Source organism: Neorhizobium petrolearium, from assembly GCF_017873175.1.
Classification (GTDB): domain Bacteria; phylum Pseudomonadota; class Alphaproteobacteria; order Rhizobiales; family Rhizobiaceae; genus Neorhizobium; species Neorhizobium petrolearium.
In genome coordinates this window covers 109,676-135,975 of the sequence record NZ_JAGGJW010000007.1, presented here as the reverse complement: position 1 = coordinate 135,975, position 26,300 = coordinate 109,676, and the positions used below count along the sequence as shown (strand labels likewise).

The 26,300-nt window shown below is 60.1% G+C and carries 23 protein-coding genes and 1 pseudogene; 10 read left to right on the top strand and 14 right to left on the bottom strand.

Features of this window, described 5'->3' with window-relative positions; all coding sequences use genetic code 11:
• Positions 1-199 precede the first annotated feature (199 nt).
• Positions 200-523 carry a DUF6665 family protein gene (locus J2046_RS15105; RefSeq protein WP_210053080.1) on the top strand — a complete coding sequence of 108 codons (324 nt, stop codon included), beginning with the start codon at positions 200-202 and terminating at the stop codon, positions 521-523.
• 39 nt (positions 524-562) lie between these two features.
• On the opposite strand, the gene groL is transcribed toward J2046_RS15105, so the two are convergent.
• From groL to J2046_RS15090, 3 genes are all read right to left on the bottom strand, one after another.
• A complete protein-coding gene (gene groL, locus J2046_RS15100; protein ID WP_210053079.1) occupies positions 563-2,191 on the bottom strand; it encodes a chaperonin GroEL in 1,629 nt (542 codons plus the stop codon).
• A gap of 44 nt (positions 2,192-2,235) precedes the next feature.
• A complete protein-coding gene (locus tag J2046_RS15095; protein WP_210053077.1) occupies positions 2,236-2,550 on the bottom strand; it encodes a co-chaperone GroES in 315 nt (104 codons plus the stop codon).
• 244 nt (positions 2,551-2,794) lie between these two features.
• The gene (locus J2046_RS15090) at positions 2,795-3,019 is read right to left on the bottom strand and encodes a hypothetical protein (RefSeq protein WP_037147796.1); all 225 of its coding nucleotides are present in this window, start codon (positions 3,017-3,019) and stop codon (positions 2,795-2,797) included.
• 338 nt (positions 3,020-3,357) lie between these two features.
• Between J2046_RS15090 and J2046_RS15085 the strand changes: the two genes are divergently transcribed.
• From J2046_RS15085 to J2046_RS15075, 3 genes are all read left to right on the top strand, one after another.
• Positions 3,358-5,106, top strand: coding sequence for an ABC transporter ATP-binding protein (locus J2046_RS15085; protein ID WP_210053075.1), 1,749 nt, complete (start codon positions 3,358-3,360; stop codon positions 5,104-5,106).
• A gap of 42 nt (positions 5,107-5,148) precedes the next feature.
• A complete protein-coding gene (locus J2046_RS15080) occupies positions 5,149-6,033 on the top strand; it encodes an AraC family transcriptional regulator (protein WP_210053074.1) in 885 nt (294 codons plus the stop codon).
• 165 nt (positions 6,034-6,198) lie between these two features.
• Positions 6,199-8,340: a TonB-dependent siderophore receptor gene (locus tag J2046_RS15075; protein WP_210053071.1), complete on the top strand. Its 2,142-nt coding sequence runs from the start codon at positions 6,199-6,201 to the stop codon at positions 8,338-8,340.
• A gap of 20 nt (positions 8,341-8,360) precedes the next feature.
• On the opposite strand, the gene J2046_RS15070 is transcribed toward J2046_RS15075, so the two are convergent.
• The 4 genes from J2046_RS15070 to J2046_RS15055 are packed head-to-tail and all read right to left on the bottom strand — an operon-like array spanning position 8,361 to position 13,766.
• On the bottom strand, positions 8,361-10,040 hold the full coding sequence (locus J2046_RS15070; RefSeq protein WP_210053069.1) for a urocanate hydratase: 1,680 nt from the start codon (positions 10,038-10,040) through the stop codon (positions 8,361-8,363).
• Between the two features lie 10 nt (positions 10,041-10,050).
• Entirely contained in the window at positions 10,051-11,139 is a 1,089-nt protein-coding gene (locus J2046_RS15065; RefSeq protein WP_210053067.1) for a DUF917 domain-containing protein, read from the bottom strand.
• Positions 11,140-11,151: 12 nt separating this feature from the next.
• Positions 11,152-12,387 (bottom strand): Zn-dependent hydrolase, encoded by a 1,236-nt coding sequence (locus J2046_RS15060; protein ID WP_210053065.1) that lies wholly within the window; start codon positions 12,385-12,387, stop codon positions 11,152-11,154.
• Positions 12,384-13,766 carry a dihydroorotase gene (locus J2046_RS15055; protein WP_210053063.1) on the bottom strand — a complete coding sequence of 461 codons (1,383 nt, stop codon included), beginning with the start codon at positions 13,764-13,766 and terminating at the stop codon, positions 12,384-12,386. The genes J2046_RS15060 and J2046_RS15055 overlap by 4 nt, the downstream gene beginning before the upstream one ends.
• 153 nt (positions 13,767-13,919) lie before the next feature.
• Between J2046_RS15055 and J2046_RS15050 the strand changes: the two genes are divergently transcribed.
• Complete coding sequence (locus J2046_RS15050) at positions 13,920-15,122, top strand: LysR family transcriptional regulator (protein WP_210053061.1); 1,203 nt, start codon at positions 13,920-13,922, stop codon at positions 15,120-15,122.
• On the opposite strand, the gene J2046_RS15045 is transcribed toward J2046_RS15050, so the two are convergent.
• Both J2046_RS15045 and hemN read right to left on the bottom strand, forming a co-directional pair.
• Positions 15,123-16,307 (bottom strand): cytochrome-c peroxidase, encoded by a 1,185-nt coding sequence (locus tag J2046_RS15045; protein ID WP_210053059.1) that lies wholly within the window; start codon positions 16,305-16,307, stop codon positions 15,123-15,125.
• A gap of 193 nt (positions 16,308-16,500) precedes the next feature.
• Positions 16,501-17,853 carry an oxygen-independent coproporphyrinogen III oxidase gene (gene hemN, locus J2046_RS15040; RefSeq protein ID WP_210053058.1) on the bottom strand — a complete coding sequence of 451 codons (1,353 nt, stop codon included), beginning with the start codon at positions 17,851-17,853 and terminating at the stop codon, positions 16,501-16,503.
• 202 nt (positions 17,854-18,055) lie between these two features.
• On the opposite strand from hemN, the gene J2046_RS15035 reads away from it, so the two are divergent.
• The 4 genes from J2046_RS15035 to J2046_RS15020 are packed head-to-tail and all read left to right on the top strand — an operon-like array spanning position 18,056 to position 20,503.
• Positions 18,056-18,325, top strand: coding sequence for a DUF2249 domain-containing protein (locus J2046_RS15035; RefSeq protein WP_210053056.1), 270 nt, complete (start codon positions 18,056-18,058; stop codon positions 18,323-18,325).
• A 12-nt stretch (positions 18,326-18,337) separates the two neighbouring features.
• On the top strand, positions 18,338-19,693 hold the full coding sequence (locus J2046_RS15030; RefSeq protein ID WP_210053054.1) for a hypothetical protein: 1,356 nt from the start codon (positions 18,338-18,340) through the stop codon (positions 19,691-19,693).
• The gene (locus tag J2046_RS15025) at positions 19,693-20,214 is read left to right on the top strand and encodes a DUF2249 domain-containing protein (protein ID WP_210053052.1); all 522 of its coding nucleotides are present in this window, start codon (positions 19,693-19,695) and stop codon (positions 20,212-20,214) included. Before J2046_RS15030 ends, J2046_RS15025 begins: the two co-directional genes overlap by 1 nt.
• Positions 20,207-20,503, top strand: a complete 297-nt coding sequence (locus tag J2046_RS15020; RefSeq protein ID WP_210053051.1) for a metal-sulfur cluster assembly factor — start codon at positions 20,207-20,209, stop codon at positions 20,501-20,503. The genes J2046_RS15025 and J2046_RS15020 overlap by 8 nt, the downstream gene beginning before the upstream one ends.
• Before the next feature lie 32 nt (positions 20,504-20,535).
• Here J2046_RS15020 and J2046_RS34240 read toward each other — a convergent pair.
• From J2046_RS34240 to nirK, 5 genes and pseudogenes are all read right to left on the bottom strand, one after another.
• Positions 20,536-20,679, bottom strand: a pseudogene (locus J2046_RS34240) (ATP-binding protein); the annotation flags it as partial.
• Between the two features lie 255 nt (positions 20,680-20,934).
• On the bottom strand, positions 20,935-21,381 hold the full coding sequence (locus J2046_RS15015) for a pseudoazurin (RefSeq protein WP_210053049.1): 447 nt from the start codon (positions 21,379-21,381) through the stop codon (positions 20,935-20,937).
• A gap of 105 nt (positions 21,382-21,486) precedes the next feature.
• Positions 21,487-22,182 carry a Crp/Fnr family transcriptional regulator gene (locus J2046_RS15010; RefSeq protein ID WP_037147826.1) on the bottom strand — a complete coding sequence of 232 codons (696 nt, stop codon included), beginning with the start codon at positions 22,180-22,182 and terminating at the stop codon, positions 21,487-21,489.
• A 154-nt stretch (positions 22,183-22,336) separates the two neighbouring features.
• Positions 22,337-23,245: an SUMF1/EgtB/PvdO family nonheme iron enzyme gene (locus J2046_RS15005; protein ID WP_210053047.1), complete on the bottom strand. Its 909-nt coding sequence runs from the start codon at positions 23,243-23,245 to the stop codon at positions 22,337-22,339.
• A 94-nt stretch (positions 23,246-23,339) separates the two neighbouring features.
• Positions 23,340-24,473: a copper-containing nitrite reductase gene (gene nirK, locus J2046_RS15000; protein WP_210053045.1), complete on the bottom strand. Its 1,134-nt coding sequence runs from the start codon at positions 24,471-24,473 to the stop codon at positions 23,340-23,342.
• Between the two features lie 181 nt (positions 24,474-24,654).
• On the opposite strand from nirK, the gene J2046_RS14995 reads away from it, so the two are divergent.
• Positions 24,655-25,860, top strand: coding sequence for an NnrS family protein (locus J2046_RS14995; RefSeq protein WP_210053043.1), 1,206 nt, complete (start codon positions 24,655-24,657; stop codon positions 25,858-25,860).
• Positions 25,861-26,300 lie beyond the last annotated feature (440 nt).

The window sequence follows — 26,300 nt, the reverse complement described above, 5'->3', positions numbered from 1 at the left end:
TCGCATCGAATTTAGATACAGAAAAGAGTTCAAGTCGTCCCTATGTAGGGTCGACTTGGCAATCTGCGAGTTCGGATCACGGGGAAAAGCGATTTTTTCCACTATGCGCTGAACGGCAGAAACCGAGGTGCGGCTGCCCAAACGGGATACGGCGCGCTCCGGAAGCTGACAGTGTCCGCCAACCAAAAGGGGGCCAATCTTGAGTTTTCGTCCGCCGCACTCGTTTAAAGCATCACCCGAGACCGGTTTCAACGTGCTGGAATATGAGTTGGCATCCGAACGCGCCGACGCGCTTGGCCGCCACGGGCGCAAGGTGGAGGCAGCGCTTGCGGCGCTGGCAGCCTGGAAATCCGAACAGCCAGGAGGTATCGACCGGGAAGCCTTGGTGGACAAGGCCTCCGATGCGGTCTGGGCCTTCTTCATCCAGCGGGAAATCTGCGGCCTGCGGAACAGCAGGGATGTCATCTCCAGGTACGGAATCCCGAATGAAGTCCTGGCGCGGCTCGGCGCCGTCCGCAAGTGAGCGAGCGGCGCCGGAAAGGACGGGCCTCGATCTAATGGCCTAGAAGTCCATTCCGCCAGGGGGCATTGCAGGAGCGGCAGTTTCCTTCCTCGGCTTCTCGGCGACCATGGCTTCGGTCGTCACCAGAAGGCCCGCCACGGACGCGGCGTCCTGCAGTGCGGCCCGCACCACCTTGACAGGATCGATGACCCCCATGGCATAGAGATCGCCATATTCGTTGGTCTGAGCATTCCAGCCATAGGAGAATTCGGTCTTCTCCCTGAGCTTGCCGACGACGATGGAACCTTCGGCGCCTGCGTTTTCGGCGATCTGACGAACCGGAGACTCGATCGCCCTGCGAACAATATCGATGCCCACCCGCTGATCGTCATTAGCTGTCTTGATACTGTCGAGAGACTTGATCGCGCGCAGCAAGGCAACACCACCGCCGGGCAGGATGCCTTCCTCGACGGCGGCGCGAGTTGCATGCAGCGCGTCGTCGACGCGGTCCTTCCTTTCCTTCACCTCGACTTCCGTCGAGCCGCCGACGCGGATGACGGCAACGCCGCCAGCGAGCTTGGCAAGACGTTCCTGCAGCTTCTCGCGGTCGTAGTCGGAGGTGGTTTCTTCGATCTGTGCACGGATCTGGGCAACACGACCTTCGATATCGGCCTTCTTGCCGGCGCCATCGATGATGGTCGTATTCTCCTTCTCGATCGTAATTCTCTTGGCGCGGCCGAGCATGTCGAGCGTCACGTTCTCGAGCTTGATGCCGAGGTCTTCGGAAATGACGGTACCGCCGGTCAGGATGGCGATGTCTTCCAGCATGGCCTTGCGACGGTCGCCGAAGCCCGGAGCCTTGACGGCAGCGATCTTGAGACCGCCGCGCAGCTTGTTGACGACAAGCGTTGCAAGCGCTTCGCCTTCGACGTCCTCGGCGATGATGAGGAGCGGCTTGCCGGACTGAACCACGGACTCAAGAACAGGAAGCATGCTTTGCAGGTTCGAGAGTTTCTTCTCGTGGATCAGGATATAGGGGTCCTCAAGCTCGACCCGCATCTTGTCCTGGTTGGTGACGAAATAGGGTGAAAGATACCCGCGGTCGAACTGCATGCCTTCGACCACTTCGAGTTCGGTCTCGGCGGTCTTGGCTTCTTCAACCGTGATGACGCCCTCGTTGCCGACTCTGTTCATGGCTTCCGCCAGATACTGGCCGATCTCCGTGTCGCCATTGGCGGAAATGGTGCCGACCTGGGCAATTTCGGAATTGTTGGAAATCTTGCGGGCATTGTTCTTCAGCTCGGCGACGACCGCCTCCACCGCAAGGTCGATACCGCGTTTCAGGTCCATCGGGTTCATGCCCGAAGCCACCGCCTTGGCACCTTCCCGAACGATCGCCTGGGCGAGAACCGTGGCGGTCGTGGTACCATCGCCGGCGACGTCGCTCGTCTTCGACGCGACTTCGCGCAACATCTGGGCACCCATGTTCTCGAACTTGTCCTCCAGTTCGATTTCCTTGGCAACGGACACGCCGTCCTTGGTGATGCGCGGCGCCCCGAAGGACTTGTCGATGACGACATTGCGCCCCTTCGGACCCAGTGTGACCTTTACTGCATTGGCGAGAATATCGACGCCGCGCAGCATGCGTTCACGGGCATCGGTATGAAATTTGACTTCCTTCGCAGCCATTTTCCTCACTCCTAATAGGCAGCCACTGACTGACTTGAACCGGATCAGGCGGCCTTCTGGCCGGCAACCGGAGCCTCGATAATGCCCATGACGTCGCTTTCCTTCATGATCAGAAGGTCTTCGCCGTCGATCTTGATCTCGGTTCCCGACCACTTGCCGAACAGGATGCGGTCACCCACTTTGACATCGAGCGGCTCGATCTGGCCCTGGTCGTTGCGCGCACCGGGACCGGCGGCAATGACCTCGCCTTCCTGCGGTTTTTCCCTAGCGGTGTCGGGAATGATAATGCCGCCTCTGGTCTTCTCCTCGGATTCGACCCGGCGGACGAGAATGCGGTCGTGAAGCGGTCGGAACGTCATGTCTTCCTCCTGGACAAACGATGATGATCAAAGCTCCCTCCCGGACCGGATGACCAGTCCGGACAAGCGCCAACCTCCTCTCAAACGAATGATTGGCGAGATCGATTTGGTTTGAGAAATTCCAGTTTCAAGGGGAAAAGCCAAAAAATTGGCACTCCGCCAAAGCGACTGCTAACACGCAGGAAAAAGAGAGCATTTCCCGCAGCTGTCCAACCAGCATCGGGCTCGCCTTTCGTGCAAGATTTTATTCTTCCCAATCTTCCTCCTGGGAAGACAAGAGGTCGACAAGCTCAGCCACTTTTCCGGTCGGAGGCCGCCGGCCTTCGCTGACCAGTGCCTCTTCGCTGTTGATCCAGGCCCAGGCTTCGGCGAGTTCTCCCGCGGTCGCGCCGGTCGCGATGACATCGGCGATCATCGTCTCGTCGATAGGCCCAAGCACGGCGACGACATCCTCTGAAGTCATTGTCATGTCTTACTCCTCTCCTGTTAGCATCCAGCCACCGGCTTGGACCGATATAGGAGACCGCCGCGCAAAGTCGATTCCGGAAAGCTCCCGACGCCGTAGCCGATCAGCGCGATGCATTGGCCTTGGACAAGATCGAGAGTAAGCGGAGAACGGAGGCTACCGGTCGCAAAAAACGGAAGCGGAACATTCCACCCGTACGTTTTCGCTCGTTTGCATTCAGCGGTATAAAGCACTATCCGTCCGGCCTCGTTTTCTAATATGGAGTAAGCGGATCATGTTTCTTCAGTTTCGTTTTTTCTGGTCAGCCACGCTCTGATATCGATTTCACCCCGAGAATTTGAATGTTACGCCGCTTCTTCTCCTACTATCGGCCTTATCGAGGCCTCTTCATCCTCGATTTCGCGTGTGCGATCCTCTCCGGGGTCCTTGAGCTCGGCTTTCCCATGGCCGTGAAACTGTTCGTGGACAGACTGCTGCTCAGCCAGGAATGGCTGCTGATCCTCGCCGCCTCCGCAGCGCTTTTCATCGTCTATGCAATCAACACCGGCCTGATGGCGATCGTCACCTACTGGGGACACATGCTCGGCATCAATATCGAGACGGATATGCGCCGCGCCGCCTTCAACCATTTACAGAAACTTTCGTTCAGCTATTTCGACAGCCAGAAGACCGGTCATATCGTCGGTCGCCTGACAAAGGATTTGGAAGAGATCGGCGAAGTCGCCCATCACGGGCCGGAGGATCTGTTCATCGCGCTGATGACCTTTGCCGGCGCGTTGGCATTGATGTTCTCGGTCAACTGGCAGCTCGCCCTGATCACCGCAGTCATCGTACCGCTGACGGCCTGGGTCACCAGCCATTTCGGCAGCCGGATGACCCAGAATTTCCGTCGCCTGTTCGATCGGGTCGGCGACTTCAACACCCGCATCGAAGAGAATGTCGGCGGCATCCGCGTGGTTCAGGCTTTCGCCAACGAACAGCATGAGCGGGCACTCTTCGAAGAGGACAACCAGAACTACCGGCGCGTCAAGCTTGAAGCCTACAAGCTGATGGCGGCCAGCAGTTCGCTCAGCTACATGAGCATGCGATTGACCCAGATGGTGGTGATGATCGCCGGTGCCTACTTCGTATTGTCGGGCGACCTCACCGCCGGCGGCTTCATCGGCTTCCTGTTGCTCGTGGGCGTCTTCTTCCGTCCGGTCGAGAAGATCAATTCGGTCATCGAGACCTATCCCAAGGGTATCGCCGGCTTCCGCCGCTTCACCGAACTCATCGACACCGAACCGGATATCGCGGATGTGTCGGATGCGGTTGACGTCGGCCATCTCAGGGGCGAGATTGCCTACGAGAACGTCTCCTTCGGCTACAGCCTCGAAAAGCCGGTGCTGAAGGACGTCAACCTGACGATCCACGCCGGCGAGACGATTGCCTTCGTCGGTCCCTCGGGCGCCGGCAAGACGACCATCTGTTCGCTGTTGCCGCGTTTCTACGAGATTGGCGGCGGCAGCATCACCATCGACGGTATCGATATCCGCAGGATGACGAGGGTATCGCTGCGCCAGCAGATCGGCATCGTGCAGCAGGACGTCTTCCTGTTCGGCGGCACGATTCGTGAAAACATCGCCTATGGACGACTCGGCGCCGGGGAGAAGGAAATCGTCGAGGCGGCACGGCGGGCGCGGCTTGAGGAAATGCTGGCGAACCTGCCGGACGGGCTCGATACGATGATCGGAGAACGCGGCGTCAAACTCTCCGGCGGTCAGAAGCAGCGCGTCGCGATTGCCCGGATGTTTTTGAAGAATCCGCCGATCCTGATCCTTGATGAGGCCACCTCGGCACTCGACACGGAGACCGAACGCGCCATTCAGCGCTCTCTTGCGGAACTTTCAGAAGGCCGCACGACGCTGATCATCGCCCACCGGCTCGCCACCATCCAGGGCGCCGACCGGATCGTGGTCATCGACGGCAACGGCATCGTTGAACAGGGCACGCACCAGGACCTGATCGCCCGGCGCGGTGCCTATAACAGGCTGCACGAGGCGCAGATCGGCGAAAGCCGACAAAACATGGCGATTGATGGCCTTTCATAAACTTGATAAACAGATACAAGTTTATATTTGCGGGAAATCAGGATGACGTTTCAGCCGCGGATGCAGAATAAGATCGAGGGCTTCTCGGTCATCGGAGGGCTTCGCCGCCGCAACTGGAACGGTATCGCTGCCGATCTCTGGGACGTGGAATGCGCAACCTATGCAGGTGGACATTATGTAGCGCGCGATCCGCGCCTCTTCATCCTGCTCGACCATCGCGGTCGGGGCCGGCCGAACGTCAAGCTTTCTCCCAGGGGGCGCGGAGCGCCGCAGGACAGGCGTGACAGTCCGATTTCCTATATTCCCGCGGACATGGACCTCTGGGTCGATATCACCGAGGTGCAGTATGTGCGCCATCTCGATATCCATTTCGATGCGGATGCCGTCAGCCGGCGGCTGATGGAGGAGATCGATCCTAAGAAGCTCAGCGATCCGCAACTCCTCTTCTTCGACCAGCGCGTTGTGGCGCTTGCCGAGCTGATCGCCGCCGAGATTGCCAATCCTGACCCGCTGCACGACCTTTACGGGGACGGGCTGGCACTGGCACTCGTCATCGACGTGCTCAAGATGATGAAGACGCCGTCACGCAAACGCGGCTCCCTCGCCTCCTGGCAGCTCCGGCGCGCCACCGATTTCATCGCTGAGAATTGCATGCGCAATATCCGCCTGCAGGAGCTCGCCGACCTGACAAGTCTGTCGCAATCACATTTCAGCCATTCCTTCAAGGCGTCCACTGGCATGGCGCCGCACGAATGGCAGATGAACGCGCGCCTCGACCGCGCCAAGGAATTGCTCCTGGCCGACGACCAGCCCCTGACATCCATTGCCGCCGAGACGGGTTTTTCCGACCAGGCACACTTCACCCGGGTTTTCCGCAAGCATGTCGGCACGACTCCGGCACGCTGGAAAAAGGTCAGGCGAGCCTAACAGCTGTCGCAGAGATTTGCTCATAGCCGTGAAAATTGCCCAAAATCATTCAATTGCCGCGGATCGGGCCAAGCCGAGCGGTTTAAATTGAGTTAATCACTCACCTTATCGCAGAGCCGCATCCAAGGGGGAGCGGCTGCTTGGACATGTAAGTGGGGTCGACGGATGGGGAAGCGGAAAGGGTCTTTTAAGATACGGTTGGGATTGGGCGCGAGCGTCGCGCTGATCGGCATTTGCGTGGGTTGGGCGGCTGAGGCGCAGAACGCCGATACGACCCTCGCCCCGATCGTGCTTCAAGGCGAAGGTGAAAGCGCGACAGGTCCGGTCAAGGGTTATGTCGCGAAGCAGTCCACAACGGGCTCCAAGACCGATACGCCGATCAACGAGATCCCACAGTCAGTCTCCGTGGTTGGGGCGGAAGAGATGGCCGACCGGGGCGTTGTCGACAAGGTCGATCAGGCGCTGCTTTACACCCCTGGCGTATTCTCGCAGCCTTACGGTTCCGATCCGGATACCGACTGGATCTATGTCCGCGGCTTCAACGCCAGTCAAACCGGCCTCTTCCTTGACAACCTGGCGCTGACCAGTCACGCCTTCGGCAACTTCCAGATCGATCCATTCATACTGGAACGTGTCGAAGTCCTGAAAGGCCCGGCCTCCGTCCTGCTCGGCGGCGCCAACGCCGGCGGTGTCGTGAATCTCGTGCGCAAACGTCCAACCGATGAGCAATATTTCTACACGGAACTCGGCATCGACAGTAACGGAAACGGCTTCGGCGGCTTCGATATTTCCGGCAAGCTGGACGAAAGCGGCGTCGTCAGCTATCGCTTGACCGGCAAGCTTTCCGGTGGCGATGGCTATGCGGACTATCAGGAAGATATCCGCGGCGTCTTCATGCCTCAGGTGACGTGGCAGCCGGACGACGCGACGAGCCTCAACGTCTATGCCTATGTCAGCCGGCTTGACCAGACCCATACGACCAACGGCCTGCTGCCGTACGGCGGCACCGTGGTCAGCAACCCGATCTTCGGCAAGATCGACCGGGACAGCTTCCTCAGCGATCCAGACTTCGATATCGGTCGCTCGACACAGGCGATGATCGGATACGAATTCGAGCACGAGTTCGAAGGGGGCTGGAAGTTCACCCAGAACCTGCGTTACGGGCATCTCGACAAGCGCGAGCGCCAGATGTATCCGTTCGACTGGCTATCGCAGACCGATGAGGTGATCCAGCTCTACGCCGATGACGTCCGGTCGAAGGCGGATTCCTTCAACGTCGATAATCGGCTGGAGAACGAGTTCGATCTCGGCGGAGCCAGTCACAAGGTCATGGCCGGTATCGACTATCGCTATTACCGCCTCGACAATGATCAGTTGGCTGCGTTCGGAGAGTCCGTCAATCCGGACGATATGGACAACGACCTGCCGTTCCCGACGCTCGTCCCCTCCACGCACCAAATCTACACGATCAACCAGGTCGGCGCATATCTGCAAGATCAGATAAAATTCGGCGACGGGTGGATCATCACGCTGAACGGTCGCTTCGATTATCTGGACAGCGAAGTCGATGACCGGCTCGCGGGCACCACGTCCGGCCTGTCTGATACCGCCTGGAGCGGCCGTGCGGGTTTAGCCTATGAATTCGACAACGGCGTGACACCCTATGTCAGCGTCTCGACCTTCTTCAGCCCGCTCGTCGGCGCCGGCGCCGACGGCGCGCTCAAGCCGGAAGAAGGCGAACAATACGAGGCCGGCGTCAAATACGAGCCGACTTGGTTCGACGGCGTGCTCACTGCGTCGGTCTTCCAGATCGACAAACAGAACTTTACTCTGACCGCCCCAGGCACCACCAGCAGACAGGTCGGAGAAGTTCGCTCCCGCGGTGTGGAGTTTGAAGGCAAGGTGAATCTGGACGAGAACTGGAAGGCGATCGCCGCAGCTTCTTACACCGACCTCGAATTCACCGAGAACGGGATCTATACTGGCAACACCCCTAACGTAGTACCGAATGTCCTCGCCTCGCTATGGCTTGATTATACCGTCACGCAAGGACCGCTGGAAGGATTGAGCCTTGGTGCGGGCGTGCACTACCGTGGCAAGTCCTGGGCCGACGAGGCAAACACGCTACGCGTTTCCGACGCCACCGTCTTCGATGCCGGCATTCGTTATGAAAAGAACGACTGGAAAGCCTCACTCAACGTGACCAACCTGTTCGACAAGGAATATGTCTCGGGTTGCAACACCGACTTGTTCTGCGGCTACGGCCAGGCCCGCACCGTCACCTTCAAGCTCAGCAAGGTCTGGTAGGCAGGCGTTCGCGACTCCAATCAGGTGCCGCCCCGCAAGGTAGCGCCCGGTTGGAGCAGAAGCCCTGCGGCTTCCGCCGCGTTGATCGCCTCCTCGTAACCGGCATCGGCATAACGGATGATCCCGAGCGAGGTATCGTTGGTGATGGCATGCGAAATGCGTTCCGTAGCAGCGTCGGTCCCATCCGCAACGATCGTGACGCCGGCGCTGGTCATATAGCCGGCGTAACCGCCGCCGCCGGAATGGATGACGACGAGATCGGCCATGGAGGAGCAGAGCGTCATCGCGTTGATCAGCGGCCAGTCAGCGATCGCATCCGAACCGTCCTTCATCCGCTCTGTCATGATGTTCGGATGCGCCATCGCGCCCGCATCGAGATGATCGCGCGAAAACGCGATCGGTCCGGCAAGTTCGCCCTTCCGGACGAGGTCGTTCACCGCCAGCGCGAGTTGCGTGCGCTCCCCATGACCGAGCCAGGCAATACGCGCCGGCAGGCCCTCGAACGGGACATTCTCCCGCGCCAGCCGTATCCAGTTGGTGACAATCCGGTTTTCGGGAAAGATCTCCAGTACGAGATCGTCGATCCGGGCGATATCGCTCTCCTCTCCCGACAGCGCCATCCACCGGAACGGCCCGATAGCCTTGCAGAACAGCGGTCTGAGATACGCTTCGGTGAAGATCGGAATATCGAAGGCGTTTTCGACGCCGCCCTGCTTTGCCTGGGTACGGATCAGGTTGCCGTTGTCGAAGACTTCCGAGCCTTGTTTCTGAAATTCCAGCATGGCCCGGACATGGTCGGCGATCGAGGCGCGGCTTGCGGCCATCAACTGCCCCTGCCCGTCCTTCCGCAACCGGCGCACCTCTTCAAGGCTCATGCCTTTCGGCACGTAGCCGTAGACAAGATCATGAGCGGAGGTCTGGTCGGAAACGACATCCGGCACGACGCCGCGCCTGACGATCTGCGGATAAATATCGGCCGCATTGCCGACAAGGCCGATCGAGACGGCGCGCTTTTCCTTTACCGCAGCACCGACCATGGCAAGCGCCGTATCGAGGTCCGGCGCCACCTCATCCAGGAAACCGATCGACTTGCGCTTGGCGACCCGCTCCGGATCGATGTCGACGACGAGGATCGCAGCACCTGCCATGCGGCCGGCAAGCGGCTGTGCACCGCCCATGCCGCCGAGGCCGGCGGTCAGCACGAACCGGCCGGCAAGCGTACATCCGAACCGCTTCTCGGCGATCCGCATGAAGATCTCGTAGGTGCCCTGGATGACGCCCTGACTGCCGATATACTGCCACGCGCCGGCGGTCAGCCCACCCCAGCAGATCAGCCCCTTCTCCTGCAGCTCATAGAAATATTCGGCCTTCGCCCACTGACCGACGATGTTGCAGTTCGCCATGATGACCAGAGGCGCCTTGTCATGGGTCTTCAGTAATCCCACCGGCTTGCCTGACTGGATGATCAGCGTCTGATCTTCCTCCATGATCTTGAGCGTCCGGACGATCTCGTCATGCGCCAGCCAGTTGCGCGCCGCCTTGCCAAGCGCCGCATAGACCACGAGATTGTCGGGGTCTTCGCCAACCGAGAGCACGTTTTCGAGGAGCCTCAGAAGTGCCTCCTGCCGCCAGCCCTTGGTGCGCAATTCGGGACCGCCGGGGATCGGGAATTTCGGGTGACGCGGATTGGGCTTCGGCATGTTTCCCTCCTCAGGCGAGCGCGTAATCGGCTATGCTGATGCCCAGCGCCGTTTCGACAATCGGATAGACCGATGGGTCTTTCACGCTGGAGGAAAGCGGTATGATCGTCTTCGGCACGTGCAGCAGGAAGACCCGCATACCGGGCTGAAGCTGCCCTACGCTCATCGGCTCACCGTTCGGTGACAAGGTGCTGATGATGTCCGGGAAAGTCGCCAGCCGGTGACCGCCGGCATCCTCGACAGCCATGTATTCGTTCATCACATGCATGGTGATCGCCCTGTCGCCCTCGCCGAGCGTCAGCGTCCCCACATCGAAGGCCTCGTTGGTATAGACGACGGATTTTTCGGTCACTTCCGCCTGCGTGAGGATGGAGCCGCCCGTCGTCTTGACGATAGCATCGATGATCGCATGCCCGCCCTTGCCGTCGGCAGCAATGATCGCCTCGCCGAGCGTGAGCGCCAGGCTGATGCCGCCGAGCGCCGCATTCTTCCGGATATAGGACGCGCGCAAGGGATTGCGGCAGGAGGCGATGAAGCCTCCCGATTGGTCGGAGGCGGTGCGAAGGACCGGCGAAACCTTTGCCGTCGCCCCGCGGATCACGAGCTCCATATAACGGTTTTCAGCGCGGTTGCCGCCGACTGCCGTCTGGATCATCTGCTCCGGCGAATTCGCCATGCCGATCGAGCCCATGTCACCGGTCGGATGCGCCCGGACATCACCGACGGCATCCAGAACCTTCGTGCCGAGAATGGCCGATGGCAGCCAGCCGTTCAGCGTCGAGGACTTACCGTTCTGGCCGATCATTAGTGCCTTGATCGGTTCGCCGAGCGCCTCCTGCAGGAGCTCTACGGCCTTCACATAGTCGATGCCCTGCATCTCCCAATTGGTGGTGGACGCCGGCGCGCCGATCGCAGCCGCCGTCGCCACCCAGTCCTCGTCCTCAAGCTCATCGATAGTGACGAGTTCAGGCTTGCCGATGCTGACTGCCGCGTACCCCAGCATTCGGCCATGATCGGCCCAGCCGCCGCCGCCGGCTGCATAAACGGAGCCACCACGGACCGCCGCCTCGACATCCTTTTCTGTCAGAATCCGCCCCATGCCTTTGCTCCTTTATCGCCTGTCCAGCTTGAGGACCGTTTCGTAGAGAACCGCCGCGCCGAGCGCGATATCGTCGTTGTCCGCCCATTCCTCCGGGGTATGGCTGCGCCCGTCGCGGCAGGCAATGAAGACCATCGCCGCCGGTGCCACCTTGGCCAGGAATGCCGCGTCATGTCCCGCACCGGAGACCATGCGCCGGCTCGACGCATCGAGGCCAGCTGCACTTTCCTCCAGCAATGCAACAACCGAAGCCGCCATCGGCGTCGCCGGGTTGTTCGAGATCCGCCGCGGCGGCGTGATGGTCACCCCGCTCCTCTTCGCCGTCTGCTCGGTCAATGCGGAAACCGCCTCCGAAAAGCTCTCCATCACTGCCGGATCTTCCGCCCGTGCGTCGATCAGCATGCGGACGTGGGATGGAACGACATTGGCAGCATTCGGCTCCATCGAAAATTCGCCGACCGTGGCCGCGAAATGGCTCGGTCCTTGGGCGAGTTCAGAGGCAATCCGCTCGATGCCGAGCACGACGCGGGAAGCCGCCGTCAGCGCGTCGCGCCGCGCGCCCATCGGCGTCGTACCGGCGTGATCCGCCCGCCCCTCGACGACGATCTCGATGCGGGTAATGCCGGCAATCACGGTCACCACGCCGATATCGATCCTTTCCTTCTCCAGTACCGGCCCCTGCTCGATATGCAGCTCGAGGAAAGCCCTGATGTCCCCTCGCCTGAGGTCAACAGCCGGGTCGCCGCCGACCATGCGAATTCCTTCGGCAAGGCTCATGCCGTCCGCTTCCCGTTCAAGCCATTCCGTCGGACGCAAGCCCAGCATGCCGCGACTGCCGATGCAGGAAACACCGAAGATCGAAACCTCCTCAGCCAGAAAATCGATAATCTCCAGGTCATGTTCCAACGCGATGCCTGCATCGTCGAGAGAACGGGCCACTTCCAGAGCCGCGGCAACACCCGCAATCCCATCAAAGCAGCCGCCATTCGGCACGGTATCCGAGTGCGAACCCAGCATGATCGTGCCCTTGGAACCGGCTCCCTTGCGCAGGCCGATCAGATTGCCCGCAGCGTCGATACGCGTCTCAAGTCCGGCCTCCTTGAAGCGACGCTCCAGATAGGCTCGGCCCTTCAAAAACATCGGCGTGAACGCGCGCCGCGTCCATGGCCGGTCCGGCTCGGTGAGCGCTGCCAAGGCATCGATATCCGCCGCAATCCGATCTGCCTTGACAGGAAGATTGCGCGTCATACTGAAAGCCCCTGAAGCGGCAAACTCGCCAGCGGCCGCACGAAGTCGCCATTGCCCGGCTCGGCGAGAACCCGCGAACCATCGTAGGCAAGCTTGCCGCGCAAATAGGTCGCCGCCACCTTGTAGGGTAGCGTCATGCCGTCATAGGGCGACCAGCCGACCACGTTGTTACCGGTCCTGGAGGCGTCGAAGACATGGCGTTCCGGCGTCAGAACGGCGATATCCGCATGCTTGCCAACTTCCAGAGCGCCCTTGATGTGATCGATGCGGAAATGCCGCGCCGGGTTCAGCGCCATCAGCCGTGCTGCCCAGGTGAGCGTCACACCGCGCTCCAGCGCACCCTTGATGAAGAGCGGCACCATGGCTTCCAGCCCCGGCAGACCGGAGGCATTCGCCAGCATCTCAGAATTGGTCTTGCGGTCGAGCGACCAACTCACATGGTCGGTCGAAAGCAGCGTCACGTTGCCGGCCGCGATATGCCGCCAGAGCTTTTCCACCTCGGCTCGCGGCCGGATCGGCGGATTGCATTTGGATCGGCCGCCGAGCCGTTTCGCATCCGTCTCGCTGTCGAGTGTCAGATAATGGATCAGGCATTCCACCGTCGCCCGATGACCCTGTGCGCGATAGGCCGCTGCGATCTCGTAGCCGCGGCCGAGCGAACAATGCACCACATGCGCCGGGCAGCCTGTCGCGGCACCGATCTCGTAGATTTCCACCATGGCGAGCAGTTCGGTGAGCGGCGGGCGGGATATTTCATGCGCCCTGTAGTCGGTAATGCCGGAAGCCTTTACTGTCTCCATTGCCGCCCGCACATATTCGTCGCTCTCGTTGTGAACGCCGGCCGTCAAACCAGTCGGTGCGATAGCGGCAAAGCACTCCGTCATCAGCGGCGCCGGAATGCGCGGAAAGCGCTTGGGATCGGTTCCGAAGGTGGAGAACTTGAAGGCGGCAACGCCGGCTTCCACCTGTTCGGGAATCCGTCTGGCGCCCTCTTCCGGATCGATCGTGCCGTAGAGCGCGAAATCGACGCGTGCCAGGCTTTCCCCATGCGCTACCTTGCCGCGCACGGCCTCCGAAGAACAGATGAGATTGCCCTCGTCATATGGCATGTCGACGATGGTCGTCACGCCGCCGGCCGCCGCCGCGCGCGTCGACCAGATGAAATCCTCCTGGTTCTTCTGCGAAAGCGAATGGACCTGCGCATCAATCGCGCCCGGCAGGATCAGCGCTTTACCGAGATCGTGGCGCTCTTTCGCACCCGGCATATCACCCTGCCCAACGGCCGCCACCAATCCGTCGCGAACGGCAACGAAGCCCTCAGGAACCAGACGATCCGGCAAAACCAGCGTGCCCTTCAGAACAAGATCGAAATCCGCCATGGATCATGCCTCCCCGGTTGATGCACTGCTCGTCGCTCGGCCTGCGACGGATGTCACGATAGGGGAATTTGCAGAGCCGAGGGATATCCCATATCGTGAACGAATTATACCGAGCCTGCCCATCTCACAGAGTAGCTGCGGAAAGTTTGAGCAATGGACATCGCCACTCTTCTGATGGCTCACTACGCGCTTTCGTTGGGCAGCCTGAGGGGCGCTGCCCGCGCCTTGGGGCGACCGGTCGCCAGCGTCTCTGCCGCCTTGGCCCGTTTACAGTCACATATAGCAACGCCGCTGACGACGACCACCGGCAACCGCATCCTGCCGACACTGGAAGGCCGCCGCCTTGCCCGTGATCTCCGCCACGCAGCCGATCTCATTCTGGATCTGGCAACACTTTCCAAGATGCCGGACGAGGCGCCGGTCGAGCAGCATGCTGCCCGCATGTCGGTCTCGCTGTTGGCGCTGTCGCGCCTCCTCGTCGTTGCCCGGACAGGCAGCATCCGCAGTGCCGCCATGGAGATCGGCATTGGCCAGCCGCAATTGACGCGTCAGTTGAAGAGCCTTGAGCAGGATATAGGCGCCGCACTCCTCGATCGCACCGCGTCGGGCGCCGTACCGACGGAGGAAGGCAAAGGATTTCTGATCCTCGCCGAAGAGTTGGAAACGATCTGGCTGAGGATTTCCGACCATGCCGGAGAGCGTTTCCGCCGAACGAGCCGGATGATCAATCTCGGTTCCGTCGCTCCGCTGGGTCGTGAAAGCCGGATCGCAAAAATCCTGGCTTTGCTCGCTGCCGGATGGCCGCTGCACCAACCGCATAATCCGCTCTATATCTCCAGCACCAACGCCGAGGAACTTCTGTCCGGCCTCAACAGTCGGCAATACGACATCGTCTTTCTGGATACTGTCGATGTGCCGGCAGGCATCGACCACCGCGTGGTCTCGCGTTCAGGTCTTTCCGTCGTTGGCTCGGCGAAGGCGATCGAGGCTCAGCGGCACGATCTGAAACGTCTTCTGATCAACACGCCGCTTGCTCTTCCCAGTCTCAAGAGCGGTCTGCGCCAGAAATTCGTATCGCTGAGCGAGGATATACTGCGGCCCGAGGAACGGTCGCGCCTGTCCTTCGTGGAGATCGATTCCATCCCCGTCATCGCAAACCTCGTGATCGAGCACGGTTACATCGCGCTCCTGCCGCAATGGGCGATCTCCGGCGTTGATGAAAAGATGGAAGCCATCCCCCTTCCCCAAACCTACGATATGCAGCTCTCGCTTGCCTGGAAGAAAAACGCGCGATCGGAAAATGTCGCCAGCCTCGTTCAGCGGATCCTGGCTGATGGTGGCCTCATGGAAGCCTGATCATTGTTTAAGCTTCTCCTGTGTGAGGAGAGGCTCGTACCGCCGGTCCGTCAATGTCTTCAGAAATGCGACGATCGCATCGACCCGCTTGTCGTCCAGCGCCGGACCGGCCGTCAATTGCTCCATGGCCAGATTGTCCGGCACTTCGGGTGCACCCCATTCCTGCCCCGTCTCGGGATTGATCTGGCGGCTCTTCTTGATGCTGTTGTATTTTACGTAGAAGAGGACGACGCTCCGCAGATCCCTGAAGACGCCATTGTGCATATAGGGTCCCGTCACCGCCACGTTCCGCAGGCTCGGGACCTTGAATTTTCCGCGCGCGGTCGGCTCTCCCGCAACCAGCGGGTTCTCGGCGAGACCGAGGTCGGGTTTGGCCGCCCCAGCTGTACCGGCAGCAAGACGAGGATTGGCGGGAACGCCGATATTGAAATACTTGTGGTTCGTGAAGACTGCGTCCTTCAGGCCGTTCGGCCCACGCACCTCATGGCAGATGCTGCAATTGGTGAACTGCTGCGAGAAGAAAAGGACCCTCCCCAGTTCCTCCTGGTCTGTCAGTTTTTCTTCGCCTCCGAGATAACGATCATATCTGGAATCGAAAGAGCTGAACTCCGGCCCGCGTTCATATTCGGCCAGCGCGTTGACCATCGCCGAATAGGCGGTCTCGTCATCCTGAAACACGTTCTGGCCGTAGAGGACACGAAACGACCGATCGTATGAAGGGTCCTCGCGAAGCCGCGAAATGACGGCGGCCTTGTCGGGCATTCCCATCTCGACGGGATTCAACGGCGGACCGCCCGCCTGATCCTCGAGCGTCCGTGCGCGACCATCCCAGAAGAATCCTCCGCGATATTCGCCGTCGCTCCCCTTTGAGAATGGAGGTGTCAGCGCAGCATATCCGGCAGTCGGTGCGTTGCGGCCTCCGAGTGACTGCCCGTCATCCCCAAGCGAGACATCGCTGCCGACAAGATCCGTCTGCCGCGCATCCACAAAGCCCGCACCCGGCGCATGGCATGTAGAGCACGACTGGCTCCTGTTTTTCGAGAGATTGGGGTCGTGGAACAAGGCCTCGCCGAGCGCGATCTTGCTGGGATAAGCCTCGCCGCCATCCGCAAAAGAGCCTCCCGAAGGCGCCAAAACCAAACCGAGCCCTGCCACAACAGCCATAAGAAGAAGAGGATGACGCATCAGGAAACTCGTATCAGAATTCTGTCCATCCCGTCGGCGATGAACTGTTTGCCGGCCGATGGCGGGCTCATCCTTGATACACCGCAACGGGACGAACAATGCCGTGGTAAAATGCCGCGTTTAAGATGATCCCGTGCGTCAACTTTGCAGGCGAGCAAGGGGAGAGCCTGTGCCGCCTCGACAAGAGGGCAGTTCAGGCCGCCTTGCTGAACGACCGACCGCTTTTATTCAGATAGGCATCGAATGCGGAGGCCGCGGCCCTCACGATGAAACGATGCTCTTCCGAGACCCTGACAAATCCACCTTCACGTTCGATCAAACCGTCTCGCTCCAGTTTGTCGAGCCGATCGTTGCCGCTTAAGAGGAGATCCGCGTCAAAGCCCTGCGCCGTCGCGAGCGCAGCCACGTCCACCGCAAAGTCGCACATCAGTCTTTCGATGATTTCACCGCGCAGTCGGTCCTCGGGCGTGAGGTGGTAACCCTTGGCGACGGGCAATTCACCCTTTGACACGCGGGTCGCGTAAAGGCCCGGCGGCACCTCGTTCTGAATATATCCCTGAGGCAGCTTGCCGATCGAAGACGCCCCCAATCCTATCAGGGCCTCGCAAGCGTCTGTCGTATACCCTTGAAAGTTCCTGTGCAGTCGCCCCTCGGTCTGCGCCAGCGCGAGGTCGTCGCCCGGCAGCGCGAAATGGTCGAGGCCGATTCGGACATATCCCGCCGCTACCAGAGCCTCGGCAATCGCTTCCGCCTGCAATGCTCGCTCCCGCACGTCGGGAAGTGTCGCCTCATCGATCAGACGCTGATGCTTCTTGAAGCTTGGAATATGTGCATATCCGAAAACGGCAAGACGATCCGGCCGCATGCGGATGGCTGCCTCGACGGTATTGACGCAGGATTCGACCGTCTGGTGGGGAAGACCATAGATGAGGTCGAAATTGATGGCATTGATGCCGTTGTGCCGAAGGTGCTCCACCGTCGCCATCGTCGTTTCCACGCTTTGAATACGATTGATCGCCTTCTGGACCCTCGGATCGAAGCTCTGCACACCAAGACTCGCGCGGGTGACGCCAGACTCTCCGAGCGCCACCGCCATTTCACCGGTCAAGGTTCGCGGATCGATTTCGACGGCGGCATTGACCGCTTCTGCAAAACCAAGGCGGTCGCGAAATGCATCCATCAGCGCGATGAACTCGTCCGGCTTGATAATGGTAGGCGTGCCGCCGCCAAAGTGAATTTCCCCGACGCTGAAGCTTCCGTTTCTGGCGGATCCCAGAAGTTCGATCTCCCGGTGCAATGTCTCGATATAGTCGAGAATCGGCCCGTCGCGTTCGGTGATCGTAGTATGACAGCCGCAGTACCAGCACATGGACCGACAGAAAGGGATGTGGATGTAAAGCGACGTAGACTGTCGTTCGGGCAACCCCTCGAGCCAGGAAGGATATACGGCGGCGTCGAAATCCGCAGTGAAGTTGGGAGCCGTCGGATAGCTCGTATAACGCGGAAGTCGCGCATCGCCATATTTTTCGATGATCGCTTCGGACATGTCTGGCACCTTTCCAAGTCACTTTAGAAAGCGTTTAACGGAGCGGTGCCGCTCGCTCTTTGTGCGAAATCAAGGCTCTTTCTGATTTTTGCAAAATGTTTGTCCCGCCACAAATTTCCCTGTCTGTACCGCTGCTAAATCTTGAACGCGGCCGGGATCGGCCAGGCCGCCGCGACAGTTTTAAAAGGCCAAGGACAACGCAATGTCGGATATTGAGATACCCTCCATCGACGTCAGGACGCTCGCCCCTGCCGAACGCCACCCGAAAATCTTCGGCGTGCTCACCTCGCTCGCCCCTGGCTGCATCATGCATGTCACGAGCGATCATGACCCGCGGCCGTTGCACTATCAAATCGAGAGCCGGTATCCGGAACAGTTCGACTGGCAATACCTTGAACAGGGGCCGGATGTCTGGCGCGTCGAGATCCAGAGAGCCAAGGGTTCCGGCTGCGACTGCTGCTGTGGTCATTGAAAGATCAAAGCCATGCCCGGCGTCACCATTTCCCGCTGGACGATGTCTTATTTCGCAGCGGCATTGATCTGTCTGGCCGCCGGGCTGGCCTCGACCGCTTCGGGTTTCGGTTATCCGTCAGTCCCTGTCGAGGCTCCGGAATCACTGGTGATTATTCACCTCATCGCGATTGGCTGGCTTGGTCTCCTGTTTGCCGGATCGCTGCTTCAATTCGTGCCGGTGCTTGCCTCCCGGCAATTGCAGTCGCCCCATCTCGCCCTACCCACCCTGCTTCTGACCATCGGCGGGCTTGTTCTCCTGCTGACCGGATTTCTCGGGCTGGCCGACATCCTACCCTTCCTGGCATGGACGCTCCCGTTTGGAGGCGTCGTTCTGACGTTTGCTTTCGCAAGCCTCTGCTGGATGGTGATCGGCACGCTCGTCACAAACCGACCGCTCTCCCTGCCGGCAAAGTTCGTCGCGCTTGGCTGCGCGCCGCTGATCGGCGTCGCTGTTATGGGATTGCTCTTCACCCTTCCGCTTTCGGGCTTGACCGACAATTCATATCTCGTCCGGCTGGTGCTGGAAGCCGCACCGGCACACGCCTATCTCGGCCTCGTGGGCTGGATGACCGTCACCGCTGTCGGGGTCAGCTATCGTCTCCTGACGATGTTCCTGCTGTCACCGGAGAAAGTCCGCAGCACAAGTCGCGCGGCCGGCTGGTTGATGGTCGCGGCTCTCGCGGCGGTGCTGTACGATATCGTCTTCGCCGGAGCCGGAACGGGCCGAAAGTGGCCGCTCGATGTGGCCGTGGCGATCGGTGGAACCGCCATCCTCCTCTACGCGATAGATGTCTATTCCATCTTCAAGGAACGCAAGCGAAAGTCCGTGGAACTGAACGTGCTTTCGAGCCTGGTGGCCGTCGCCATGCTGGTTATTTCCTTCATTCTCTTCGCTGTCTCGATTGCGATCGGCAACGTGGCGGATATGGTGATCCCGATCGCCTATCTGTTCACCTTCGGCTGGTTGACGGGGCTGGGCCTTGGGCAGCTTTACAAGATCGTCGCGTTCATGACCTGGCTGGAGTTCTACGGCCCCGTCCTCGGCCGGACCCCCGTGCCGCGCGTACAGGACCTCGTCAATGAACGACGCGCATCGGTATGGTTCCTGCTCTACTTCGGCGCGACAAGCATAGCGACCATCGCTTTGATTCATGATGTGCCGGACGTATTCAGATGGGTTACAATTGCCCAATTGATGGCCGTCTGCGCTCTTGCATTTGAATTCATCCAGGCCCGACGCCTTGCCTTGGTCCCGGCCTCAACCAAACTGCCGACAGGTAACGCCATATCTCGGCTGTTTTTACCAAGCTTCAACGGGAGGTCATAATGCCCCAGGAATTCAAGGAACTCGATGTGAGGTCGATCCTGCAGAACGGCGGCCAGCCGTTCGAAGAAATCATGCGCGCGGTCGGCGCATTGCAGCCAGGCGAAGGCCTCAGGTTGTTCGCGCCGTTCGAACCGCAGCCGCTCTTTCGTGTCATGGACAGCAAGGGTTTTGACCATGACGTTGTCGAGCTCGACAATGGAGATTTTGAGGTCCGCTTCGTCCCACGCACGGAAGAGGAAGTGGCAATCTCCGAAAACGCGGTCTCGCCGGAACTCTGGGCGGAACCTTCCGTCGATCTGGACCTTTCCGATCTCGATCCCCCCGAGCCGATGCAGCGGATTCTCTCGGAGGCCGAAGCGCTGACCTCGGGTGAAGTCATCTTCGCCGTGCTCTCGCGGGAGCCGGTCTTCCTGTTTCCGGAGCTTACCCGCCGGGGCCACCAATGGGTGGGCAATTTCGATCGGGACGGCAGCGCCTACCGGATCATGATCCGCATAGGCCCTGGAGCGACCAATGCCTGAGGCATTTCAGCAGGCAGAGGTGATCGAGCGGATCAGGCAACAGCTCTCATCGGTCATCGATCCGGAGATAGGGCGCGGTATCGTCGAAATGGGCCTGATCTACGTGATTGAGGCAGGCCCTGCCGGCGATGTTCACATCATGATGACCACCACGACAAAAGGCTGCCCTGCCACCGCCTTTTTGGCCGATGCCGTTCGCGCTTGCGCCGGATCGGTCATCGGCGTGACGAACGTCGACGTGGAATTGACCTACGATCCTCCGTGGAATCCTTCGATGATGGCGCCATGACGCTCCCGAGCCCGACGCATGGACATCGTGTTTCATCCGTCCGTATCGTGATATTCGCCGGCAAACACGGGAAGAGTGAACCGGAAGCTTGCTCCTCCGGCGGCGTTTCTCGCAACCGATATCTCGCCACCATGCGCCTCGATGGCCCTTCTGGATATCGACAGACCTATTCCGAGGACACCGTCATGACCGCCAGAGCATAGCCACGCAGGTCGGAAGGCGGTGCTTGATGAACGCATGCAGGGTTCGACCCAGCTCTCCGAAAAATTCGCTAAGCATGAGATGCTCAAAGCCCGCCTGATTACCTGTGAGGGCGGGTTCAGCTTACCGACTGCGTGTCCGACAGGCCCGGACATTTCAAGCATGCACTGCAAGCTTTCACCGACGACGGCTGAGGAGGAGAGCGCAGCCGCCGTCGGTACGCTGCCGGCTTACACGCCGGCTGCAGCGATGTCCGCGTCCAGGCGCTCACGTGCCTTTTTCGGCAGCTTGGCGGCCTTGATCGCATCCAGATTGGCCGGTGTGTCGCCCACGACGATCAGACCGATCATTCCCATGCCGACATGCGGGGAGCATTTAACGGCATAGGCGCCTTCGACATCGAAGGTGACTTTGACACTCTCGTTCATCTTGCCCTTGAAGGGCGTTGCACCTTCCGGAATGAGACCATTGATGGTCTCGGCGTTATGGGATTTGTCCGTCGGGACGAAGGTCACGGTATCGCCCTTGGCAATCTTCAGCGAGCTCGGCTCGAACACCATCACGCCGTCCTTGCCCTTGTTGAGCATGTGGACCTCAAAATCGGCGGCGGAAGCGAGGGTTCCGCACCCTGCGGCGATGACTGTCGCACCGATCAGAGAAACTAAAATATTCTTCATTGTCTTGCTCCTTTCGAGAGGCCTCGTGCCTCTGTTGGAGCCACTCTATCGCGTAGACGGAAGCGTTCTTTGACGCATCGCAAATTTCATACCAACTCCCTCCCCCTATTCTTTGGCGCTTTCTGCCAGTGCGAGCAGACCCTCGGCATCCTTTACCAGAAGCTTCTGGCGTCCGCCTTCGACAAGGCCTTTCGCCTCCCATGCACTCATGATCCGGGATACGGTGTGGAGCGTGGTGCCCGTCATCTCGGCGATATCCTGCCGGGAGATGGGAAAGTCGATGCGCACGGCGCCCCCTTCCTTCCTGCCTGCCTGCTTGACGAGCCTCAGAACTGCATGAGCCACCCGCCGTTCGACCTCCTGGGTGGATATCTCCCGAATGCGGGCATGGGCCTCCTCCAGGCGCTGCCCGATCGTCTGCATCGCAGTGACGGCAAGGCGCGGATTCCGATCGACGAACTGGGGCCATAGCTCCGTGGGCCAGGAAAGCGCAATACTTTCAGCGACGGCGGTCGCGGTACCCGGATAATCGGTGCGCAGGAGCGCTTTGGCAAAACCGAAAAGGTCGCCGGGATGGACGACCCGAACGATGATCTGCTGGCCGTCCTCGGTGACCTGCGTGACTTTCAGCCGACCGTGCAGAAGAAGATAGAAATGCATCGCAGCCGCGCCCTGTTCGAAGACGGCTTCACCGGCCGGCACCCGGCGGGGGACCGCATGAGCCAGAAGGGCTTCCGTGTCGGCATCCTCCATCTTCTCGAATAGGGGGAAGGTTCGGACGAGGCTTTTGTCGATCTTCAACGGCGTGCGCTCCTGCAGCGGACCCTTGTTTCCGACATTTGCCGAGGAGCCGCGGCATCTGGATGCAAATATCGGAATCGGACCACTCGTTTCGGAGCGACCTTAGCACAACCCACGGCGAGATCGAAGGCACGGCATTGCCGCGCATGCGCATTCAGGCGATCCAACCTGTATCGCGCAGCTTCCGCAGTAGAGGCGCATACCACCGAGTCGATTTGACAAGACGGAAGCCGAGATTGTCGGGTGGAGTTCCGACCGAGCACCCCCCGCCTTTCGGATCGCGGATGAAGGAACTCACCGGTGAACGATGGCCGGCGACCGTGACATACACGCCGCATATCGCCTCCGAGGCGCGGACCGAACCGTTTTTGTAGAGATGGACGCGTCGGTGGCAGGTGGATGTCCATTCCCACACATTCCCGCCGAAATCGGCCAGACCGAATTCGTTTTCCCCGAAACTGCCGATCGGTCGCGGCACGGGATCGCGCTTGGATCTTTCCCGCGCCTCGCGTTCGTAGTCGGCGATCCAGCGGATCGCTGGATTTTTGTTGTCGGGATCCAGCCCGAGTGCATCATCGGGAAAGCGCTTGCCTGCGGCCTGCGCAAGCTGCTCATCGGTGGGAAGCGTCCAATAGTCGCCGGTCTTGTCGGATAACCAGCGGGCATAGGCCACTGCATCGTCGAAGCTGACGCCGGTCACGGGGATCTCGACACCGGTGACCGGCGGCGCATCGGCTGGGGCACAGCCGCCATCAAGCACGCAGGCGGCATACTGCGATGCTGTGACCTGATATTTCGTGATGGTGAGGTTATCAGCGGCAACCACGGCCTTCATCGGCGCATCGACCGGCGCCGTACCCTTCATGAATTCGCCGTCGCTTCTGTATTTATAGGCGCGCGACGGCACGACAACCGTTTGCGGCTCAAAGTCCACGCTCGTTGGGGGAGATGGTTCGAAGAGGCCCGCCTGCTGGAAGATACCCACGGATAAAGCGGCGATCAGCGTGATCGGAAGCGCGGTACGGAAGAGCGAGTTTTTTGGCTTTTGGTTCGTGCATGACATGTTCGCCTCCTCGGGCGAAACTGTCGCTTCCGGAGGAAGCGCGTCTGTTCGAGGGACATGCGGGGCAGGCATCACCCCGCCCCGCATGTCGAAATCAGCTTCCGGTCGGAGCGACGACCGAAGTCATCAGATCGTCGTTCCAGTCGCCGGTGACCTTGAAGTGTGCCGCCGCGCCCAGCTCGAAGGCCTCGATCAGGTTATGGTTGACATAGGCATAGATGCCGGGCTGTTCGAAGGTGTAGAACGCCGCACCGGCCGTGCCGCCCGGAATGAACCAGGTTTCCTGATCCCGATCGGGGACATTGTTGAACTTGCCGGTTGCCCAGACATAGTCGCCGTGTCCGCCGATGAGGTGCGGGCGGGTATCGCGATTGGCCTGCGAATGGACGATCAGCACTTTTTCCCCGACCGCAGCGGTCAGAGCGTTTTCACCGGTCAGGGCGCCGACCGCACCGTTGAAGACGATATGGGTCGGTGTGAGGCTCCGCATGACCTTGAGCGTATCCTCAAAGGCTTCGCCGGCGCTGTCGTACTTCTTGAAGTTACCGGCTTCGTCGCGCGGAACGTAGAAGTCCTGTTCGCCGACATAGTAGACCTTGTCGTAGACGAGCTCCTTGCCGTGGCCGTCGCTCAGGCCCTCACGAGGCAGGACCATGATCGCGCCGTTCATGCCCGATGTGACATGCCACGGCACCATTCCGGGAGGTGCGCAATGGTAGACGAAGACGCCGGCCTTGGTCGCCTTGAAACGCAGGACTGCCTTTTCACCGGGGTTGACGATGGTCAGCGCGCCGCCGCCCAAGGCACCCGTCGCCGAATGGAAGTCGATGTTGTGTTGCAGTTCGTTCGTTTCAGGATTGATCAGCGTCAGCTCGACATAGTCGCCCTGATGCACCACCATCAACGGTCCCGGAACCGATCCGTCGAAGGTCATGGCATTGATCTCCGTGCCTTCCTTGTCGATCACCATCTTCTTCTCCTGGATCGTCAGGGTGAATTCGACGATCTTCGGCGGGCCATCTGCCTTCTGGGTGTGGGCGTGCACGAACGGCGGCTTGACGAGATCGACCTTCACCCGGCGCAGCGCCGAAAGGTCGGTCGGGTTCATCTTGGCCGGCGGGGTCTCATCCGCATTCGCGAAAGAAGCCTGTACGATCGGAGTCATGGCCCCCACGAAGGCGGCCCCTGCCAAAATCGAGCGTCTGGTCATCTGCAATTTGTCAGTCATGGTGCCTCTCCTTTGAAGCAAAGGGCGGAGTTGATCGCCGTCCTGTTGAAAGAGAGGCTAGGATGGGTCCTGCGTATCTTCTTTGATGTGCAACAAACTTTCCCTTGTTTGCTTGCGTCTTAGCAAAGACCGGAAAACAAAGGCGGGAGATAGATCGGGCATCGATTGAAGGAATTTCGCCATGACTGATCTTTCCTCCCAGCAAGCTCGCCGCGGAGGTATCCCGCGCGGCCTGTCGCCGACCGCCCCCGTGATCTTCTCCTACGGCTTCAGGCCGTTCTTCCTCTCGGCTGCGCTCTGGGCGGTTGCGGCGATGTCTTTATGGATAGCAAGCTTGGGCGGGATGATCGAGGTGGCGTCGTCCTATGGCACTGTCCATTGGCACGCGCATGAGATGCTGTTCGGCTATGCAAGCGCCGTGCTTGCCGGTTTCCTGTTGACCGCGGTTCCCAATTGGACCGGCAGGCTGCCCGTCTCCGGCTGGCCGCTTGTCTTTCTCTTTCTCGTCTGGGTCGCCGGCAGGTTGGGCTTCCTGCTCGCCGACACCATTGGCGTTATGGCAGCCGTCCTGGCCGATGGTGCCTTCCTGCCCCTCCTCCTCTTCATCTGCGTACGTGAAGTGGTCGCCGGGAAGAAATGGAAGGATCTGAAGGTTATCGGTGGTTTGCTGGCACTCTCCACTGCAAACATCCTGTTCCATCTCGACGCAATAGCCGGACAGCACCCTTCCCTCGGAATCAAGCTTGCACTATCGGCCTATGTCTCGATGATCCTCATCGTGGGCGGGCGAATCATCCCCAGTTTCACCCGCAACTGGATCAACAAGACGGGTCGAACGGATTTCCCCGTCGCCTACAATCACTTCGATACTGCTGCAATCTTGTGCGGAGTGGCCGCATTGGCGAGCTGGGTGGTTCTGGGTGATGGTCCGGTTGTGGCAGCAGTCGCGGGGCTTGCGGCGGTGATGCACGCGGCAAGGCTTGGACGCTGGCGGGGCTGGACGACGACTGCGGAAATGCTGGTGACGATCCTTCACATCGCCTATCTCTTCGTGCCGCTGGGGTTCGCCGCCATCGCGATCGCCGCCCTCGGTCTCTTCGATGAGACTTCCGCAATTCACGTGCTGAGCGTCGGAACCGTGGCAACCATGATGCTGGCCGTCATGACCAGGGCGAGCCGGGGCCATACCGGACGGGTGTTGACCGCCTCGCGGGCGACCGTCGCATCCTATGGAGCAATCGTGCTGAGCGCGCTTTTGAGACCGAGCGCCGCGTTTTTCCCGGAACACCTGAACACGGTCTACGCGCTGGCCGGTTTGGCCTGGTTGATCTCGTTCGGCCTGTTCGTTCTTGAGTACGCGCCGATGCTGGCGCGGGTCCGCCTGTAGGAAGACGGTGAGTTCCGGAATTGGCGGGAATCTCCGGGAAAAGGCGGGAAATAGCGGGAAGCCTTGAAATTGAAGGCCTCTGGACCTGCTGCGACGGTGGTCGGCGATCCGTTCGCGCCAGCATAAATCCGGGAAATCGTCACAACAGTGCCAATGTTTAGGCCAGACCACCGCGTGACTTCAAAAGGCCCTCAAATCGCCCATGAAGCTTCTTCGCGCCCTTCGAAAACCGTTTCAAATCAAGCGATTCCCTGAAAGCAGGGAATTGCCCCCTACCCTGCGGTTCGAATCCGTTTCCGGCGCTCAAGAGCAAAAAAGAATTGCGCGCCTAAAGAGGAATATAAAAACTGAGAATATCCATACAGAACCAATTGCTTAGACGAATTCAACGACTCCAGAGATTCCACCAATGTTTGCGTCCGCGAGGGCGCCTCGGCGGG